The sequence below is a fragment of the Sphingomonas trueperi genome (assembly GCF_040545665.1).
GTDB lineage: Bacteria > Pseudomonadota > Alphaproteobacteria > Sphingomonadales > Sphingomonadaceae > Sphingomonas > Sphingomonas trueperi_B.
Map to the genome: position 1 here is coordinate 1,363,754 of NZ_JBEPMH010000001.1, position 18,203 is coordinate 1,381,956.

At 66.9% G+C, this 18,203-nt stretch carries 13 protein-coding genes and 1 pseudogene; 3 read left to right on the forward strand and 11 right to left on the reverse strand.

Features of this window, described 5'->3' with window-relative positions; translation table 11 throughout:
• Window positions 1-14: 14 nt before the first annotated feature.
• A complete protein-coding gene (gene metH, locus ABIC65_RS06445; protein ID WP_354307582.1) occupies window positions 15-2,615 on the forward strand; it encodes a methionine synthase in 2,601 nt (866 codons plus the stop codon).
• 51 nt (window positions 2,616-2,666) lie between these two features.
• On the opposite strand, the gene ABIC65_RS06450 is transcribed toward metH, so the two are convergent.
• The 9 genes and pseudogenes from ABIC65_RS06450 to mdh all read right to left on the reverse strand — a co-directional run bounded on the left by ABIC65_RS06450 (window position 2,667) and on the right by mdh (window position 14,875).
• A complete protein-coding gene (locus ABIC65_RS06450) occupies window positions 2,667-4,616 on the reverse strand; it encodes a TonB-dependent receptor plug domain-containing protein (protein ID WP_354307584.1) in 1,950 nt (649 codons plus the stop codon).
• A gap of 243 nt (window positions 4,617-4,859) precedes the next feature.
• Window positions 4,860-6,044, reverse strand: coding sequence for an NAD(P)/FAD-dependent oxidoreductase (locus tag ABIC65_RS06455; protein ID WP_354307586.1), 1,185 nt, complete (start codon window positions 6,042-6,044; stop codon window positions 4,860-4,862).
• A gap of 228 nt (window positions 6,045-6,272) precedes the next feature.
• Window positions 6,273-7,667, reverse strand: a complete 1,395-nt coding sequence (lpdA, locus tag ABIC65_RS06460; protein WP_354307588.1) for a dihydrolipoyl dehydrogenase — start codon at window positions 7,665-7,667, stop codon at window positions 6,273-6,275.
• A 172-nt stretch (window positions 7,668-7,839) separates the two neighbouring features.
• Window positions 7,840-8,105: pseudogene (locus tag ABIC65_RS06465) on the reverse strand (GIY-YIG nuclease family protein).
• 129 nt (window positions 8,106-8,234) lie between these two features.
• A complete protein-coding gene (gene odhB / locus ABIC65_RS06470; protein WP_354307589.1) occupies window positions 8,235-9,458 on the reverse strand; it encodes a 2-oxoglutarate dehydrogenase complex dihydrolipoyllysine-residue succinyltransferase in 1,224 nt (407 codons plus the stop codon).
• Window positions 9,459-9,460: 2 nt separating this feature from the next.
• Window positions 9,461-12,391: a 2-oxoglutarate dehydrogenase E1 component gene (locus tag ABIC65_RS06475; RefSeq protein WP_354307790.1), complete on the reverse strand. Its 2,931-nt coding sequence runs from the start codon at window positions 12,389-12,391 to the stop codon at window positions 9,461-9,463.
• A 64-nt stretch (window positions 12,392-12,455) separates the two neighbouring features.
• Window positions 12,456-13,340 carry a succinate--CoA ligase subunit alpha gene (sucD, locus tag ABIC65_RS06480; RefSeq protein WP_064310390.1) on the reverse strand — a complete coding sequence of 295 codons (885 nt, stop codon included), beginning with the start codon at window positions 13,338-13,340 and terminating at the stop codon, window positions 12,456-12,458.
• Window positions 13,341-13,943: a hypothetical protein gene (locus tag ABIC65_RS06485; RefSeq protein WP_354307591.1), complete on the reverse strand. Its 603-nt coding sequence runs from the start codon at window positions 13,941-13,943 to the stop codon at window positions 13,341-13,343.
• Window positions 13,913-14,875: a malate dehydrogenase gene (gene mdh, locus ABIC65_RS06490; RefSeq protein ID WP_354307592.1), complete on the reverse strand. Its 963-nt coding sequence runs from the start codon at window positions 14,873-14,875 to the stop codon at window positions 13,913-13,915. Before mdh ends, ABIC65_RS06485 begins: the two co-directional genes overlap by 31 nt.
• 267 nt (window positions 14,876-15,142) lie before the next feature.
• On the opposite strand from mdh, the gene ABIC65_RS06495 reads away from it, so the two are divergent.
• Entirely contained in the window at window positions 15,143-15,493 is a 351-nt protein-coding gene (locus tag ABIC65_RS06495; protein ID WP_354307593.1) for a hypothetical protein, read from the forward strand.
• Window positions 15,493-16,632: a glutathionylspermidine synthase family protein gene (locus ABIC65_RS06500; protein WP_354307594.1), complete on the forward strand. Its 1,140-nt coding sequence runs from the start codon at window positions 15,493-15,495 to the stop codon at window positions 16,630-16,632. Before ABIC65_RS06495 ends, ABIC65_RS06500 begins: the two co-directional genes overlap by 1 nt.
• A gap of 6 nt (window positions 16,633-16,638) precedes the next feature.
• Here the strand turns inward: ABIC65_RS06500 and ABIC65_RS06505 are convergent, their stop codons facing one another.
• Together ABIC65_RS06505 and gshB are read right to left on the reverse strand one after the other, a co-directional pair.
• Window positions 16,639-17,226, reverse strand: a complete 588-nt coding sequence (locus tag ABIC65_RS06505) for a DedA family protein (RefSeq protein WP_354307595.1) — start codon at window positions 17,224-17,226, stop codon at window positions 16,639-16,641.
• A gap of 15 nt (window positions 17,227-17,241) precedes the next feature.
• Complete coding sequence (gshB, locus tag ABIC65_RS06510) at window positions 17,242-18,195, reverse strand: glutathione synthase (protein ID WP_354307597.1); 954 nt, start codon at window positions 18,193-18,195, stop codon at window positions 17,242-17,244.
• Window positions 18,196-18,203 lie beyond the last annotated feature (8 nt).

Genomic DNA, 18,203 nt, shown 5'->3' on the forward strand with positions numbered 1-18,203 from the left:
GAAGAAGAAACCCGATGACCACGCCTTCCTCCACCAACTTCGTCAATATCGGCGAGCGCACCAACGTCACCGGATCGGCCCGCTTCAAGAAGCTGGTGATGGCCGGCGACTATCCCGCCGCGGTCGAAGTCGCGCGCCAGCAGGTCGAGAACGGCGCGCAGGTGATCGACGTCAACATGGACGAGGGCCTGCTCGACGCGCTCGAGGCGATGACCACCTTCCTCAAGCTGATCGCCGCCGAGCCGGACATCGCCCGCGTGCCGGTGATGATCGACAGCTCGAAATGGGACGTGATCGAGGCGGGCCTGAAGTGCGTTTCGGGCAAGCCGATCGTCAACTCGATCAGCATGAAGGAAGGCGAGGAAGCTTTCCTATACCATGCGCGCAAGTGCATGGCCTATGGTGCGGCCGTCGTCGTCATGGCGTTCGACGAGGTCGGCCAGGCGGATACGCAAGCGCGCAAGGTCGAGATCTGCGAGCGCGCCTACAAGCTGCTCACCGGGATCGGCTTCCCGCCCGAGGACATCATCTTCGATCCCAACGTGTTCGCGGTGGCGACGGGCATCGAGGAGCATAACAATTACGGCGTCGACTTCATCGAGGCGTGCCGCGAGATCAAGAAGCGTTGCCCGCACGTCCATATCTCGGGCGGCCTGTCGAACCTGTCGTTCAGCTTCCGCGGCAACGAGCCGGTGCGCCGGGCGATGCACTCGGTGTTCCTCTATTACGCGATCCCCGCGGGGATGGACATGGCGATCGTCAACGCCGGCCAGCTCGACGTCTATGACGCGATCGACCCCGAGCTGCGCCAGGCGTGCGAGGACGTGGTGCTCAACCGCGATCCCGAGGCGGGCGACCGGCTGGTGGCGCTCGCCGAGAAGTATCGCGGCACCGATGCGGTGGCGGAAAAGCAGGCGGCCGAATGGCGCAGCTGGCCGGTCGCCAAGCGGCTCGAGCATGCGCTGGTCAAGGGCATCGACGCGCATGTCGTCGAGGATACCGAGGAATGCCGCCAGATCTTCGCGCGCCCGATCGAGGTGATCGAGGGTCCGCTGATGGACGGCATGAACGTCGTCGGCGACCTGTTCGGCTCGGGCAAGATGTTCCTGCCGCAGGTGGTCAAGTCCGCCCGCGTCATGAAGAAGGCCGTCGCCCACCTTCTCCCCTATATCGAGGCGGAGAAGGAAGAAGGGGCCAAGGGCAAGGGCAAGATCGTGCTCGCGACCGTGAAGGGCGACGTGCACGACATCGGCAAGAACATCGTCGGCGTCGTGCTCCAGTGCAACGGCTTCGACGTGGTCGACCTGGGCGTGATGGTGCCCTGGTCGAACATCCTCCAGGCGGCGGTCGAGCATGATGCGGACATGATCGGCCTGTCCGGCCTGATCACGCCGAGCCTCGACGAGATGGTGACCGTCGCCGAGGAGATGCAGCGCGCGCAGATGACGATGCCGCTGCTGATCGGCGGCGCGACCACCAGCCGCGTCCACACCGCGCTGCGCATCGACCCGGCCTATACCGGCCCGGTGGTCCATGTGCTCGACGCCAGCCGCGCCGTGGGCGTGGCGACCGCGCTGGTTTCCGATACCCAGCGCGATCCGTACGTGACCAAGATCGCCGACGAGTACGAGCATGTCCGCGTCACCCGCGCCGGCAAGGGGCAGAGCGAGTTGCTGCCGCTGGAAGACGCCCGCGCCAACGCCTTCGAGGCGGACATGTCGCTCAAGCCGGGCAAGCCGCGCATGCCGGGTGTCCACACGTTCGACGACTGGGACCTCAAGGACCTGCGCGACTATATCGACTGGACGCCCTTCTTCCGTGCCTGGGAGCTGGCGGGCAACTACCCGGCGATCCTGACCGACGAGGTGGTCGGCGAAAGCGCGACTTCGCTGTTCGCCGACGCCCAGAAGATGCTCGACAAGATCATCGCCGAGCGCTGGCTCACGGCGCGCGGTGTCGCCGGGCTGTGGCCGTGCCGCCGCGAGGGCGACGACGTGATCGTGCATCTCGAAAACGAGAGCCACGTCCGCCTGCCGTTCCTGCGTCAGCAGATCGCCAAGCGCGAGGGCCGCGCCAATATGTGCCTGGCCGACTTCATCGATCATGATGGCGACTGGATCGGCGGCTTCGCGGTCTCGATCCACGGCATCGAGCCGCACCTCGCCCGCTTCAAGGCGGCGATCGACGATTATTCGGACATCCTCCTGAAGGCGCTGGCAGACCGTCTCGCCGAGGCGTTCGCCGAGCGGCTGCACAAGTTCGTCCGCACCGCGCTGTGGGGCTATGCCGAGGGCGAGCAGCTCGACAATGACGCGCTGGTCCGCGAGCAGTATCGCGGCATCCGCCCGGCGCCGGGCTATCCGGCCTGCCCCGAGCACAGCCTCAAGCCGATCCTGTTCGACCTGCTCGATGCGCACAAGCGCACCGGCATCAGCCTCACCGAAAGCTTCGCGATGCTGCCGACCGCGGCGGTCTCCGGCTTCTATTTCGGCCACCCCCAGGCCGAATATTTCGGTGTCGCCCGCGTCGGGCCGGACCAGCTCAAGGATTATGCTGCCCGCCGCGGGATCAGCGAGGAGCTGGCGACGCGCTATCTGCGGCCGAACCTCGACTGAGCTTATCGATGGCCATTCCGGCGCGTGCCGGAATGGCGTGGTCGCAGGCCCTTACAGCGTCCGCCGGAACTGCACGTACAGATACTGGCCGCGGCGCTGCGTGGCGCGCTCACGGTACAGCAGCGGTGCGACATTGCGTTCGCCGGTATAGAGATTGCGGTCATAGGTCCGCGCGGCGTTCAGCAGGTTGCCGGCGTCCACCCGGATCGCCAGCCGCTTGCTCGGCTTCCAGATGGTGTAGACCTCCAGCGCCGGTTCGACCTGCGTCGTCCGGAATTCGGCGATCCGGTAGAGCCGCGTGTCGGGCTGGCCGCAGCTCGCATAGACGCCATAGGTGAAGCGGCCGCCGAACAGATCCTGGCTGAAGCTGCCGCTGCAGGTGAACGGCTGTTCGTTGGTATAGCGCCGCCGCTCGCCGGTCAGTGGATCGGTGACGTGGCTGCGCACTACCGATGCGCTGCCGCGCAGCCGCGCATTCTTGATGCCCAGCTTGTCGAACGGGAGCGTCAGCGTGCTGCCCACCGTGTCGCGCGTGCCGTTGCCGATATTGCCGATCGCATCATACCCGCCTTCCAGCGGGATATAGTCGATGACGTGGCGCGTGGCCTCGTGCTTGGCGCTCAGCTCCAGCGCGCCCTTCCCCCAGAAGCGGTGCTCGTAGACCGCCTCCAGCGTCAGCGTCTGTTCGGGCACCAGGTCGCCATTGCCGGCGCGGACCGTGCCCAGGTTGATCTCGGTCGCGGCGACGAAATTGTTGAAGTCGAGCTGGCTGACGCTCTGCTCCGCCCGCAGCCGCACCTGGTCGCGCGCGTTCGGCCGCAGGGTCAGCTGCAGCCGTGGCTTGGGGTAGAAAAAGGAGCGCGCACGGTCGGTATCGCCGTCGGAGGCGATGCGGGACACTTCGGTGCGCATGCCCGCCTCCAGGGTGACGCGGCTCGAAGGCTGCCAGCGCGCCAGCCCGAACAGCTCGCCGCGCACTTCGCTGACGAATACCTTCTCGTCCGGCAGCGCCACGGGCACGCCCTGTTCGGCATAGGCAGTGCGGTTGTCGAGGAAGTTGTAGGCGATCTCGCCGCCGCCCTCCAGCGACAGCGCCTTGCTGGGCTTGTAGCGCAGGATCGGGCGGAAGACCGACTCGCCGTTGCGCGACTGCTGCCCGAAGGTGGAAACGAAGCCGCCTGCGTTGGTGGTGGAATCATAGCCGGTGTGGCCAAGCCGCTGCAGGGCGATCAGCTCCACCTCGCTCTTTTCGCCCAGCGATTTGGTCCAGTTGGCCCCCAGCTCACCTTTCCATTGATGGGTAATGTCGATCGCCTGGCCGCTGCTGCCCCTGCCTTCCAGTAGCGTCACCGTCAGGCTGGTCGGATAGTCGAAATAGTCGGCGCGGGCGTTGACCGTCAGCAGGCCACCGCCGACGGCGCGCTGCAGGGAGGCGCGCAGCGTGGCGGTGCGGTCGCGGTCCCACTGATCGAGGCGGTGGCGCTGCAGGAGATTCCCCGCCGCATCCTCGCGGGTGCGGATGCCGTGATTGGTATAGTTCGTACGATCGCTGAGCACCTCCAACGACACCTCGTCGCGGCGATCGCCGTCGCGCCGGGCATATTGCAGCGTCAGGTCCGGCCCGACATAGCCGTCGCGATAGATATAGCTCTGGAAGTTGATCAGTTTCTCGGTCGAGGCGGTGCGCTTTAGCACGACGTTGGCGATCACCGCGCGACCCTGCATGTCGATGCCCGGCGCGCCGCCGCGGATCAGCTCGATCCGCGCGACGCTGCCCGCGCTGATCCGGCGGAGGATCTCGCCTAGGCCGTCGGTCTTGGAGGCGGGCGGCTTGCCGTCGATCAGCACGTTGCCCGTGTTGCCGGCGATGCCGCGCGCATCGCCATTGCCGACGTCGAGCGTGAAGCCCGGCAGGCGCTGCACCATGTCCAGCGCGGTCGGCAACGCGGTATTCGCGAAGAACTCCGGCCCATAGACCAGCACCCCCGCGGCGGGCGGCACGCCGGGGATGCCTGAGGCCGGGTCAGGCTGTTGCTGTGCGAACGCGGCGACAGGGCAGGCCAGTGCGGCAGCTGCCAAAACGCACCTGACTTTCATTCGAGTCGAAATGTCCCCCCAGGCGCAACAAGATAGTTGCTCCTTCGCGCAAGTCTGGCCGAACCGGAGCAAGCTTTGCAAACGAAAACCGGGTGTTAAGCAACTTTCCAGAGTCTAACGTGCTGTTCGCGCAACAGGCGTTCAATCTTACAGTGCCTGGGCCGCGGCCCAGCCGCTCGCCCAGGCCCATTGGAAGTTATATCCGCCTAGCCAGCCGGTTACGTCCACCGCCTCGCCGATCGCGTAGAGGCCGGGGACGCGGCGCGCTTCCATGGTCTGCGAGGAAAGATCGGCGGTGCTGATCCCGCCCACGGTCACCTCGGCCTTGGCGAAGCCCTCGGTGCCGTTGGGGGTGAATCGCCAGCCCGCCAGCTGTGCCTCGGCTTGGTCCAGCAGCGCGTCGCGGCAATTGCCGAGCTCGCTGGGCAGGGCGATGCGCTCGGCCAGCGTGGTGGCGAGCCGATCGGGTAGCTGCCGGTTGAGCAGGGTGCGCAAGCCCAGGCGCGGTTCGGTCCGCTTGGCGTCGCGCAGCCAGCCCTTCGCGTGTTCGGGCAGGAAGTCGATCGCGATCTGCTCGCCATGCTTCCAGTAGGAGGAGACCTGCAGGATCGCCGGGCCGGAAAGGCCGCGATGGGTGAACAGCGCCGCTTCGCGGAAGCGCGCCTTGCCGGCGCTGGCGGCCACGGCGGTGGAGACGCCGGAGAGGTCGCGGAACAGCGCCTGGTCCGGCCCGAGGGTGAGGGGGACGAGCGCTGGGCGCGGCTCGACCACCTTGAGGCCGAAGCGGCGGGCGAGATCATAGGCGAAGCCCGTCGCGCCCAGCTTGGGGATGGCCGGGCCGCCGGTGGCGAGGACGAGGGCGGGGGCTTCGGCGATGCCCTTGCTGGTCGTCACGCGGAAGCGGCCGTCGGCGTGGTCTACGTCGGTGATGCTGGCGCCTAGTTCGATCGTCACCCCGCCCATCGCGCATTCGCCGAGCAGCATGTCGACGATCTGCCGCGCCGAACCGTCGCAGAACAGCTGGCCCAGCGTCTTCTCGTGCCAGGCGATGCCGTGGCGCTCGACCAACGCGAGGAAATCCTGCGCGGTGTAGCGGCCGAGCGCGGACTTGGCGAAATGCGGGTTGGCGGAAAGGTAGCGATCGGGCGCGGTGCCGAGATTGGTGAAGTTGCACCGCCCGCCGCCCGAGATCAGGATCTTCTTCCCGGGCGCCTCGGCATGGTCGAGCAGCAGCACCCGGCGGCCGCGCTGGCCCGCCATCGCGGCGCAGAACATCCCCGCCGCGCCGGCGCCGAGGATAATCGCGTCATGGGTGCCGAGGGAGATGGTCATGCGGGGGCGTTAGCGCGGTTCTAGGGCCCCGAACAGCGAAACGCCGCCGGGGATGCCGGCGGCGTTCTGCTTCGAGGATGTCCCCCTCACCCTTCCGCGCCGTCGGCGCTCCCTCCCTCTCCCACAAGGGGAGAGGGAGCGGGGATCGAAACTCCCTCTCCCCTTGTGGGAGAGGGAAGGGGCCCGCCGCCGCAGGCGGTGGGAAGGGTGAGGGGGACTCGTGACCCCTCAGATGTGAATCGGCTTGCCGAGCACGCCCATCGCCGCTTCCTTGATCGCCTCGGAATGCGTCGGATGGGCATGGCAGGTATACGCGATGTCCTCGGACGTCGCGCCGAACTCCATCGCCTGGGCCACCTGGGCGATCATCGTGCCGGCCGGCGCGGTGATGATCCAGGCGCCGAGCACACGATCGGTCTTGGCGTCGGCGATCACCTTCACCCAGCCGGTGGTGTCGTCGATCGCCTTGGCGCGGCTGTTGCCCGCCATCGGGAACTTGCCGACCTTTACCTCGCCCTTCTCGCGCGCCTGCTCCTCGGTGAGGCCGACGCCGGCGATTTCGGGGTGGGTATAGACGACGCTCGGGATCACCGCGTGGTTCACGATGCCGGTCAGGCCCGCGATGTTCTCGGCGACGGCAATGCCCTCGTCCTCGGCCTTGTGCGCGAGCATCGGGCCGGGGATCACGTCGCCGATCGCCCACACGCCGTCGACGGCGGTGCGGAAGCTGTGATCGGTCTCGATCTGGCCGCGCTGGTTGGTGGCGAGGCCGATCTTGTCGAGGCCCAGGCCCTCGGTGTTCGGACGGCGGCCGATCGCGACCAGCACGACATCGGCTTCCAGCGTCTCGGCGGCGCCGCCGGCGGCGGGCTCGACCGTGACGCTGGCCTTGTCGCCGTTGACGGCAACGCCGGTCACCTTGGTGGAGAGCTTGATCTCCATGCCCTGCTTCTTGAAGATCTTGGCGGCTTCCTTGCGGACTTCACCGTCCATGCCGGGGAGCAGCTGGTCGAGATACTCGACCACGGTCACCTTGGCGCCGAGGCGCTGCCAGACCGAGCCGAGCTCGAGCCCGATCACGCCGCCGCCGATCACGACCATGTTCGCCGGCACCTTCTCCAGCGCGATCGCGCCGGTCGAGTCGACGACGACCTTCTGGTCGACCGTCACGCCCGGCAGCGGGGTGACCGACGAGCCGGTGGCGATCACGATGTTCTTGGCGGTGACGGTGCGCTCGCCCACCTGCACGGTGTGCGCGTCGACAAAGGTGCCGAGGCCCTTCACCCACTCGATCTTGTTCTTCTTGAACAGGAATTCAATGCCGCCGGTCAGGCCCTTCACGGCCTTGTCCTTGTCCGCCATCATCGTCGGCAGGTCGAGTTCGACCGAACCGAGCTTGACGCCGTGCTTGGCGAGCGCGCCCGAGGCGGCCTCGTAGAACAGCTCGGACGCGTTCAGCAGCGTCTTGGAGGGGATGCAGCCGACGTTGAGGCAGGTGCCGCCCAGCGTCTCACGGGCTTCGACGCAGCCGGTCTTGAGGCCGAGCTGCGCCGCGCGGATCGCCGCGACATAGCCGCCGGGGCCGGAACCGATGATCAGGACGTCGAAATCATATTCAGCCATTTTCCGCTCCATGCGTGCGCGTGCGGGCGCTTAAACTATCGGCCGTGTCGCCCGGGGCTCTGGGCCCCTGCTTTCGCAAGGGAACGGGCGGGTCCAGCCATAACAGTGCTCCTGCGAACGCAGGAGCCCAGGGTTGCGAGGGACGTTCTTCGATCCGGCGCCATCGCGCGGCTCAGCCGAAGAGCGTCCCGTACAAATCCTTCCATTGCGGGTTGTCGCGTTCGATCAGCTCGATCTTCCACGCCCGCTTCCATTTCTTCATCTGGCGTTCACGAAGCCGCGCTCCGTCCAGATCCTCATGCGCCTCGTACCAGACAAGGTGCTTGCAGCCCTTGTCCTTGGGAAGCCCTCGATCATGCCGGTGCGATGCTGGTACGCTCTGGCGGGCAGGTCGCTGGTCGATCCGACATAGATCGTGCCGTTGCGCTTGTTCGCCATGATGTACACGCAGCCGGATTTCGTCGGGCTTCTCCTTGGTTCCGTGCTCCTGCGGAAGCAGGAGCGCAGGGCCACAAGCGATGTATTTCCCAACCCTGGGCCCCTGCTTTCGCAGGGGCACAAAGTGTATCAGAGGTCGATCAGCAGGCGGGTCGGATCCTCGATCGCGTTCTTGATCGCGACGAGGAAGGTCACCGCCTCGCGGCCGTCGACCAGGCGGTGGTCGTAGCTGAGTGCCAGGTACATCATCGGGCGGACGACGACCTGGCCGTTACGGACGACCGGACGGTCCTCGATGCGGTGCAGGCCGAGCACGGCCGACTGCGGCGGGTTGATGATCGGGGTCGACATCAGCGAGCCGAACACGCCGCCGTTGGAGATGGTGAAGGTACCGCCCTTCATCTCGTCCATCTTGAGCGTGCCGTCCTTGGCGCGCTTGCCGAAATCGCCGATCGTGCGCTCGATGCCCGCGACCGACAGGTCCTGCGCATCGCGGATCACCGGCACGACCAGGCCCTGCGGGGCCGAGACCGCGACCGAGACGTCGCAATAATCGTGATAGACGATCTCGTCGCCCTCGATCGAGCCGTTGACGCCGGGAATGTCCTTGAGCGCCATGCACGCGGCCTTCACGAAGAAGCCCATGAAGCCGAGGCGGACGCCGTGCTTCTTCTCGAACAGGTCCTTGTACTTGGCGCGCGCCTCGATCACCGCGGTCATGTCCACGTCGTTGAACGTGGTGAGCATGGCGGCGGTGTTCTGCGCTTCCTTGAGGCGCTTGGCGACGGTCTGGCGCAGGCGGGTCATCCGCACGCGCTCTTCCTTGCGGCCGCCGGTCGAAGCCGGAGCGGCGGCAGGCGCCGGCGCAGCAGCCGGGGCCGGCGCAGCGGGCTTGCTGCTGGCGGCGGCGATCACGTCGTCCTTGGTCAGGCGGCCGTCCTTGCCGGTGCCCTGCACGGTCGAGGGATCAACACCCGTTTCGAGCACCGCACGGCGCACCGACGGCGACAGCGCGGCGGCATCGGCCGACGGGGCCGGGGCAGCGGCAGGCGCCGGGGCAGGCGTCGCGGCCGGAGCAGCAGCGGCGGGGGCGGCAGCCGGCGCGGCGGCCGCACCTTCACCCGCGATGATCGCGATCACCGCACCCACTTCGACGGTGTCGCCGACCTTGACGATCTGCTCGCCCATCACGCCGGCGACCGGCGACGGGACTTCGACCGAGACCTTGTCGGTCTCGAGGCTGGCGATCGGCTCGTCGACGCGGACGGGATCGCCCGGATTCTTCAGCCATTCACCGACGGTGGCTTCGGTGATCGATTCGCCCAGTACGGGGACTTTGACTTCGGTGGCCATTCTCAACCTTTCCGGGTGCGGCGGATTTCTTCGCGGACATTATGGCCGAGCGCGTCGGCAACGAGCGCGCCCTGCTCTGCGGTGTGGCGCTTCATCAGGCCGGTGGCGGGCGAGGCCGCCGCGGCGCGACCGGCATAGCGCGGACGCTGGATCTTGCCGCCGGCGTCGATCAGGCACTGCTCGATCAGCGGCTCGACGAAGAACCAGTAGCCGTTGTTCTTCGGCTCTTCCTGGGCCCACACCACCTCTTCGAGGTTGGGCATGCGCTTCAGCCGCTCGGTCAGCGGCTCGCCCGGGAACGGGTAGAGCTGCTCGATCCGGACGATCGCGGTGTTCTGGTCGCCGGCCGCATCGCGCGCTTCCATCAGGTCGTACGCCACCTTGCCGGTGCAGAGCACGAGGCGCTTGACCTCGGTATCCGCCGGCGCGTTGGGGTCCGACAGGATCCGCTTGAAGTGGCTGTCGCCCAGGAACTCCTCGGCGCTCGACACCGCCATCTTGTGGCGGAGCAGCGACTTCGGCGTCATCTGGATCAGCGGCTTGCGGAAGTTGCGGTGCATCTGCCGGCGGAGCAGGTGGAAATAGTTCGCCGGCGTGGTGATGTTCACCACCTGCATGTTGTCCTGCGCGCAGAGCTGGAGGAAGCGCTCCGGACGTGCCGAGCTGTGCTCGGGGCCCTGGCCTTCATAGCCGTGCGGCAGCAGCATCACCAGGCCGTTGGCGCGGAGCCACTTGGACTCGCCCGACGCGATGAACTGGTCGATCATGATCTGCGCGCCGTTCACGAAGTCGCCGAACTGCGCTTCCCACAGCACCAGCGCCTTCGGATCCGCCAGCGCATAGCCGTACTCGAAGCCGAGCACGCCATATTCGCTGAGCGGCGAATCGAGCACCTCGAAACTGCCGTGCGGCACCGTGGTGAGCGGCACGTACTTGGCCTCGGTCTTCTGATCGACCCAGACGGCGTGGCGCTGCGAGAAGGTGCCGCGGCCCGAATCCTGGCCGGACAGACGCACCGCATAGCCTTCCGAGAGCAGCGAGCCGAAGGCCAGTGCCTCGCCGGTCGCCCAATCGAAATTGGTGCCCGACTTGAACATCTCGCGCTTGGCATCGAGCACGCGGCCGAGGGTCTTGTGGATCTCGAGATCCTCGGGGACCGTGGTCAGCGTGCGGCCGAGGCTGTCGAACAGCTTCTTCTCGATGCCGGTCTCGACATTGCGGCGCGAGCCCTCGCCGTCCGACGGCGCGCCCAGGCCCGACCAGCGGCCGGCGAACCAGTCCGCCTTGTTCGGCAGATAGGTCTTGCCCGCCTCGAACTCGCCTTCGAGCAGCGTGGTGAACTGGTTGGTCTTCTCGTCGATGAAGCCCTGGTCGACCACGCCCTCGGCGATCAGCTTCTGGCCATAGATGCTGCTCACACCGGGGTGCTGGCGGATCTTCTGGTACATCAGCGGCTGGGTGAAGCCGGGCTCGTCGCCTTCATTGTGGCCGAAGCGGCGATAGCACCACATGTCGATCACGATGTCGCGGTGGAATTCCTGGCGGAACTCGATCGCCACCTTGCAGGCGAAGGTCACGGCTTCGGGATCGTCGCCGTTGACGTGCAGGATCGGCGCCTGGACGCCCTTGGCGACGTCCGACGGATAGGGCGAGGAGCGCGCGAACTGCGGGCTCGTCGTGAAGCCGACCTGGTTGTTGATCACGAAGTGGATGCAGCCGCCGGTATTGTAGCCGCGGATACCGGAGAAGCCGAGCGTCTCCCACACGATGCCCTGGCCGGCAAAGGCCGCATCGCCGTGGATCAGCACCGGCAGCACCTGCTCGTGCTTTTCCAGGTCGCCGCGGATCGTCTGCAGCGCGCGCGCCTTGCCGAGCACGACCGGATCGGCCGCCTCGAGGTGCGACGGGTTGGCGACCAGCGACATATGGACGCTGATGCCGTCGAACTGGCGATCGGTGGAGGTGCCGAGGTGGTACTTCACGTCACCCGAACCGGCAACGTCGTCCGGATTGGCCGAACCGCCGCCGAACTCATGGAAGATCACCCGGAACGGCTTTTCCATGACGTTGGCGAGCATGTTCAGGCGGCCGCGATGGGCCATGCCGTACACGATCTCGCGGACGCCCTGCTGGCCGCCATACTTGATGATCGCTTCCATCGCCGGGATCATCGATTCGCCGCCGTCGAGGCCGAACCGCTTGGTGCCGACATATTTCTTGCCGAGGAATTTTTCCCACTGCTCGGCTTCGATCACCTTGGACAGGATCGCCTTCTTGCCGTCCGGCGTGAAGTTGATCTCCTTGTCCTTGCCTTCCATCCGGTCCTGGAGGAAGCGGCGCTCCTCCACATCCGCGATGTGCATGTACTCGAGGCCGACATTACCGCAGTAATTGGCCTGGAGGATCGCGACGATCTCGCGCACCGTGCCGTGCTGCAGGCCGAGCGCGCCACCGAGATAGATCGGGCGGTCGAGGTCTGCGCCCGAGAAGCCGTGATATTCCGGCGTCAGGTCGGCGGGCAGGTTCTGGCGGGCGAGGCCCAGCGGATCGAGATTGGCGGCGAGATGGCCGCGCACCCGGTAGGTGCGGATCAGCATCATCGCGCGGATCGAATCTTCCGCGGCCTTGGTCACGTCCGCCGTCGAGGCGGCGGGGGCGGCCGGCTTGGCCGGGGCGCCGCCCTTGGCGGGCTTCGGCGCGGGCTCCATCTGGGTGGGGTCGAGCCCGGCCGTCAGCGCGTCGGTTTCGGTCAGCGGCCAGTTGGCGCGCTGCCAGCTGGGGCCGGAGGCCGTGGATTCGAGACCCTCAAACCAGGCACGCCAGCTCGGTTCGACAGAGGCCGGATCGCTCTTGTAGCGCCGGTACAGGGTCTCGACGAAGCCGGGGCTCACGCCGCCGGCGATGTCGTCGAAGTCGAGGCCTTCATAGCCCATGATCATGCTTCCGTTCGTGTTAGCGCTCCCATCCCCACCTATATAGGAGCGCTACCGTTGCAGTTTAGCCCTTCAGCGCTTCCAGCAGCGTCTCGCCGAGCAGCGAGGGGCTGGGGGAAACGCGGATGCCGGCGGCTTCCATCGCCGCGATCTTGTCCTCGGCGCCGCCCTGGCCGCCCGAGACGATCGCGCCGGCATGGCCCATGCGGCGGCCCGGAGGGGCGGTGCGGCCCGCGATGAAGCCGGCCATCGGCTTCTTGCGGCCACGCTTGGCCTCGTCGATCAGGAACTGCGCCGCTTCTTCTTCGGCCGAGCCGCCGATCTCGCCGATCATGATGATCGACTGGGTGGCCTCGTCGGCCAGGAACAGCTCGAGCACGTCGATGAAGTTGGTGCCGTTGACCGGATCACCGCCGATGCCGACGGCCGTGGTCTGGCCGAGGCCCGCATTGGTGGTCTGGAACACCGCCTCATAGGTGAGGGTACCCGAGCGCGACACGACGCCCACCGAGCCCTTGGAGAAGATCGAGCCCGGCATGATGCCGATCTTGCACTCGCCCGGCGTCAGCACGCCCGGGCAGTTCGGGCCGATCAGGCGCGACTTGGAGCCGGAGAGCGCGCGCTTCACCTTGACCATGTCCAGCACCGGAATGCCTTCGGTGATCGCGACGATCAGCGGGATCTCTGCGTCGATCGCCTCAAGGATCGAGTCCGCCGCGAAGGGGGGCGGCACGTAGATCACGCTGGCGTCGGCGCCGGTCTTGTCCTTGGCTTCGGCGACCGTGTCGTACACGGGCAGGCCGATATGCGTGCTACCGCCCTTGCCGGGGGTGACGCCGCCGACCATCTGCGTGCCATAGGCAAGCGCCTGCTCGGTGTGGAACGTGCCGGTGGCACCGGTCATCCCCTGGACGATGACCTTGGTGTTCTTGTCGACGAGGATGCTCATTCAGTTCGCCTTTTCCGGGTCGCTGGGAGGAGGGGTAAAGGAGCGCAGCGCAATCCAGCCGCCGAACGTGGCGAGCGAATATTGCGTCGTTCCGAACGAAGCGGCCGTGAAGGTCGCGCGGTCGGGCTTGGATTCGGGGCGCGCGTACAGCGGCACCTTTTCCTCGCTCGGCAGCACGATCTTGCGGGCCGCGAGATAATCGTCGCCGCCGCCGATCCACAGGACCAGGCAGGATTCGGCGAGGGTGCCAGTGCCGGTGCCGGCCTTGGGTACGAACAGATAGGTGTTGCCGCCGGCGATGCGGTAGATGCTGTTGGGCACCGCGGCCGGTTCGGGGGCGGGCGCCTTCAGCGCATCGGCGGCGTTCGCGGTCGAGGAGGCGCCGATGCCGATCGCGCGCTGCGCGGGCAGCGGCAGCGTCGCATAGGTCGCCGCTTCGGACATGCCGCGAGTCAACCGGGCGCTGCCGCCCATGCACACGGCACGGAACAGCGCCACCGGCTCGGTCGGTGCCGTGGCGATCGCTTCCTGTGCGGAAGCGACGCCCGGCACCGCGACGAGCGCGGGCAGGATCAGGCGAGCGAGGAGTCGATCGACTTGCATGCCGCGACCAGTTCCTTGACCGCGTCGACCGAGACGTCGAAGTTCTGCTTCGCCGTGGCGTTCAGTTCGATCTCGACGATGCGCTCGACGCCGTCCTTGCCGATGACGATCGGCACGCCGACATACATGTTGTCGACGCCGTACTGGCCGGTGAGGTGCGCGGCGCAGGGAAGCAGGCGCTTCTTGTCCTTCAGATAGCTCTCGGCCATCGCGATCGCGCTGGTGGCGGGCGCATAGAAGGCCGAGCCGGTCTTGAGCAGCGCGACGATCTCGCCGCCGCCCGAACGGGTGCGGGCGACGATCGCGTCGATGCGCTCCTGGGTGGACCAGCCCATCTTGATCAGGTCGGGCACCGGGATGCCGGCGACGGTCGAATATTCGATCACCGGGACCATGGTGTCGCCGTGGCCGCCGAGCACGAAAGCGGTGACGTCCTCGACCGAGACCTTGAACTCTTCGGCGAGGAAGTGGCGGAAGCGTGCCGAATCGAGCACGCCGGCCATGCCGACGACCTTCTGGTGCGGCAGGCCCGAGAACTCACGGAGTGCCCACACCATCGCGTCGAGCGGGTTGGTGATGCAGATCACGAACGCGTCGGGCGCGTGCGCGGCGATGCCTTCGCCCACGGCCTTCATCACGCCCAGGTTGGTCTTGAGCAGGTCGTCGCGGCTCATGCCCGGCTTGCGCGGGATGCCGGCGGTGACGATGCAGACGTCTGCGCCCGCGATGTCCTCGTAGCTGGTCGCGCCCTTGAGGTTGGCGTCGAAGCCTTCGACCGGACCGGACTGCGCGATGTCTAGCGCCTTGCCCTGCGGGGTACCTTCAGCGATGTCGAAAAGGACGATGTCGCCCAGTTCCTTGATGGCGGCGAGGTGCGCGAGCGTACCACCGATCATGCCGGAGCCGATCAGCGCGATCTTCTTGCGGGCCATGGAATCTCCTTGGTTGGTTCCAAGCAAAGCGGTCGCGTGAACATGCGCCGCGAAAGCGAGGGCGGGATAGGCCTATAATAGCGAGGCTGCAACCCGGGATTCGGTATGGGGGCAGGAATATCTTTGCAATTCGTTCGCAGGAGCAATAAGCTTTGTTTTCCGCGGATTGCCGCGGGGTTCCGCTTTTCCGAGACAGCGGGCGGAAGCCACGGTAAAAAGCCCGCCGTTTGCGGTGCATGGGGAAATGCATCGCGGCTACCTGGGGGCATGATGCGTAGATCACCCGATTTCAGCGTGCTGCGGATTACCGCCGCGACCTCCGTGGCGTTGCTCGCGGCAGGATGCGGCGGCAGCAACGTGGCCAACCAGCCGGTGCGCTATTGTACCGATGCGGCGGGGCGGCGCATCGCCGATGTGAACTGCGGCCGCAGCGGCGGCGGTCATGGCGGCGGGCATTTCTATTATGCCGGCAAGGGTTCGACCGTGCCCGCGATCGGCGAGGCGGCACGGGGCGGATCGTTCCAGCCCGCCAGCGGCGTGCGCTATGGCGGACCAGAGGCGGTGACGCGCGGTGGATTCGGCAGGATCGGCGGGTCCTTCGGCAGCAAGGGCGGCTGATGCGCCGCACGACGGTGGCGCCGCGGGCCGACTGGCAGGCGCGGGTGGAAGCGCTCGGGCTCGTCTGGCACAGCCTCGACGGCAAGCCCTATTGGGACGAAAGCGCCTGCTACGTCTTCACCGCCGCCGAGGTTGCCGAGATCGAGGCGGTGAGTGCCGAACTGTATCGGCTCTATCTGGCGGCGGGCGAGCATGTGATCGCCGAGGGCCGCCTCGGCGAGCTCGGCATCCCGCGTCCTGCCTGGGACGCGGTGGCGGCGGCATGGGAAGCCGAGCCGCCTGCGCTCAATTTTGGCCGCTTCGACCTCGGTTATAGCGGTGAAGGGCCGCCCAAGCTGTTCGAGTTCAACTGCGACACGCCGACCAGCCTGCTCGAGGCGGCGGTGGTCCAGTGGGACTGGAAGGAGGCGGTGTTTCCTGGGCTCGACCAGTATAACGGCATCCACGAGGCGCTGGTTGCCCAATGGCGCGCGATCGCGCCGCTGCTCGGGGAAGGACCGGTCCACTTCGCGCACATGGCGGATGCCGCGGGCGAGGACAGCGTCACCATCGCCTATCTGCGCGACACGGCCGAGGCGGCGGGGCTCGCGACGCTGCCGGTGGAGATGGCGGCGATCGGCTGGAACCATGCCGCGCGCCGTTTCGTCGATGGCGCGGATCGACGGATCGAGACCGCTTTCCACCTCTACCCCTGGGAATGGCTGCTGGCCGAAGAATTCGCGCCGATGCTGGTCGAGAGCCTTGGCACCACGCGCTGGATCGAGCCGATCTGGAAGACCTTGTGGAGCAACAAGGCGATCCTCCCGGTCCTGTGGGAGCTGTTTCCCGGCCATCCCAACCTGCTGGAGGCGGGCACGCGGCCGATCGGCGGCGATCAGGTCGCCAAGCCGCTGTTCGGTCGCGAGGGTGCGAACGTCTCGATTCGCTGGGGCGACAAGGTCGTCGCGGAGAGCGAGGGCGACTATGTCGAGCAGGGCTGGATCTACCAGCGCTTTCAGCCCTTGCGCGACTTTGGCGCCGGCTATCCGGTGATCGGGTCCTGGGTGGTGGACGGCGTCGCGGTCGGCATGGGTATCCGCGAGGACGGGCTGATTACCGGCAACACCGCCCGGTTCGTGCCGCACCTGATCGATGGTTAGAGCCGGTCAGGCCGCCCGCGGTTTCCAGGTCAGCACCCGCCACACATAGAAGATCAGCATCGCGACCACGCCGATGACGATGGCCGGGGTGACGAACCGGTCGATCTCGGCGATCGCTGCCCCCAGGCCGTAGCCGACGCCGACCAGGGCGGCGTTCCACAGTGCGCTGCCGGCTGCGGTATAAAGGCAGAATTTCCAGAACGGCATGTGCATCAGCCCGGCGGGCAGCGAGATGATCGTGCGGCCGAAGGGCATGAAGCGGAACACGAAGATCGTCGGCCCGCCCCAGCGATCGAAATAGCCCTTGAACCGCTCGACATCGTGCCACTCGACGGTGAGCCAGCGGCCCCAGCGCGCGACGAAGGGCTGCAGCCGTTCATAGCCGAGCCGTCGCCCGACCTCCCACCAGAACAGGTTGCCGAGCACCGTGCCGAGCGTGCCGACCAGCACCAGCAGCACGGGATCGAAATGCCCGCGCGCCGCGCCGATTCCCGCCATCCCCATGATCGCCTCGGAGGGGACCGGAGGAATCACGTTCTCGAGCACCATCAGCAGGAAGATGCCCCAATAGCCCCAGCCGAGGATCACACCCATCGCGTCAAGCCCCGATCAGGCGCGTGCGGCCACCCGGGCCTCGATCGCATCCCAGATCATGCCCGCCGTGTCGGTGCCGTTGAACCGGTCGATCGCGACGATGCCCGTGGGCGAAGTGACGTTGATTTCGGTCAGCCATTGCCCCCCGATAACGTCGATGCCGACGAAAAGGAGCCCGCGCTTCCGGAGTTCGGGCCCCAGCACGGCGCAGATTTCCTTCTCCTTGTCGGTCAGTTCGGTCTTCGCCGCCGAGCCGCCGACCGCGAGGTTGGAACGGATCTCGCCCTCGCCCGGCAGCCGGTTGATCGCACCCGCGACCTCGCCGTCGACCAGCACGATGCGCTTGTCGCCCTTGGCGATGTCGGGGAGGAAGGCCTGCACCATGTGCGGCTCGCGATAGGCGGTGTTGAACACTTCGATCAGCGAGGAGAGGTTCGCGCCGTCGCGGCCGATCTTGAAGATCGCCTTGCCGCCATTGCCGTGCAGCGGCTTGACGACGATCTCGGCATGCTCGGCGAGGAAGGCCTTCGCTTCCTCGACCGAGCGGGTGACGAGCGTCGGCGGCATGAACTGGGCGAAATCGAGTACCCAAACCTTTTCGGGCGCGTTGCGGACCTGGGCGGGGTCGTTCACTACCAGCGTGCGATCGGCGATGCGCTCGAGCAGGTGGGTCGCGGTGATATAGCCGAGGTCGAAGGGCGGATCCTGGCGCATCAGCACCACGTCGGCCGCGTCGCCGAGATCGAGCTTCACCGGATCGCCGAAGCTGAAATGATTGCCTTCGACGCGCTGCACCGTCACCGGATGCGCCTTGGTCCACACGCGGCCGGCGCTGTAGTTCAGGTCCTCGGGGGCGTAGTGGAACAGCGTGTGCCCGCGCGTCTGGGCGGAGAGCATCAGCGCGAAGGTCGAATCGCCTGCGATGTTGATCGAATCGAGCGGGTCCATCTGCACGGCGACGGTAAGCATGCGGCCTC

What these genes read in the sequence shown, in the direction of transcription:
- gshB (WP_354307597.1), bottom strand. Translation starts at nt 18,195, where the DNA reads ATGCTTACCGTCGCCGTGCAGATGGACCCGCTCGATTCGATCAACATC.
- ABIC65_RS06475 (WP_354307790.1), bottom strand. Translation starts at nt 12,391, where the DNA reads ATGGGCTATGAAGGCCTCGACTTCGACGACATCGCCGGCGGCGTGAGC.
- metH (WP_354307582.1), top strand. Translation starts at nt 15, where the DNA reads ATGACCACGCCTTCCTCCACCAACTTCGTCAATATCGGCGAGCGCACC.
- odhB (WP_354307589.1), bottom strand. Translation starts at nt 9,458, where the DNA reads ATGGCCACCGAAGTCAAAGTCCCCGTACTGGGCGAATCGATCACCGAA.
- ABIC65_RS06495 (WP_354307593.1), top strand. Translation starts at nt 15,143, where the DNA reads ATGATGCGTAGATCACCCGATTTCAGCGTGCTGCGGATTACCGCCGCG.
- sucD (WP_064310390.1), bottom strand. Translation starts at nt 13,340, where the DNA reads ATGAGCATCCTCGTCGACAAGAACACCAAGGTCATCGTCCAGGGGATG.
- ABIC65_RS06455 (WP_354307586.1), bottom strand. Translation starts at nt 6,044, where the DNA reads ATGACCATCTCCCTCGGCACCCATGACGCGATTATCCTCGGCGCCGGC.
- ABIC65_RS06500 (WP_354307594.1), top strand. Translation starts at nt 15,493, where the DNA reads ATGCGCCGCACGACGGTGGCGCCGCGGGCCGACTGGCAGGCGCGGGTG.
- mdh (WP_354307592.1), bottom strand. Translation starts at nt 14,875, where the DNA reads ATGGCCCGCAAGAAGATCGCGCTGATCGGCTCCGGCATGATCGGTGGT.
- ABIC65_RS06485 (WP_354307591.1), bottom strand. Translation starts at nt 13,943, where the DNA reads ATGCAAGTCGATCGACTCCTCGCTCGCCTGATCCTGCCCGCGCTCGTC.
- lpdA (WP_354307588.1), bottom strand. Translation starts at nt 7,667, where the DNA reads ATGGCTGAATATGATTTCGACGTCCTGATCATCGGTTCCGGCCCCGGC.
- ABIC65_RS06505 (WP_354307595.1), bottom strand. Translation starts at nt 17,226, where the DNA reads ATGGGTGTGATCCTCGGCTGGGGCTATTGGGGCATCTTCCTGCTGATG.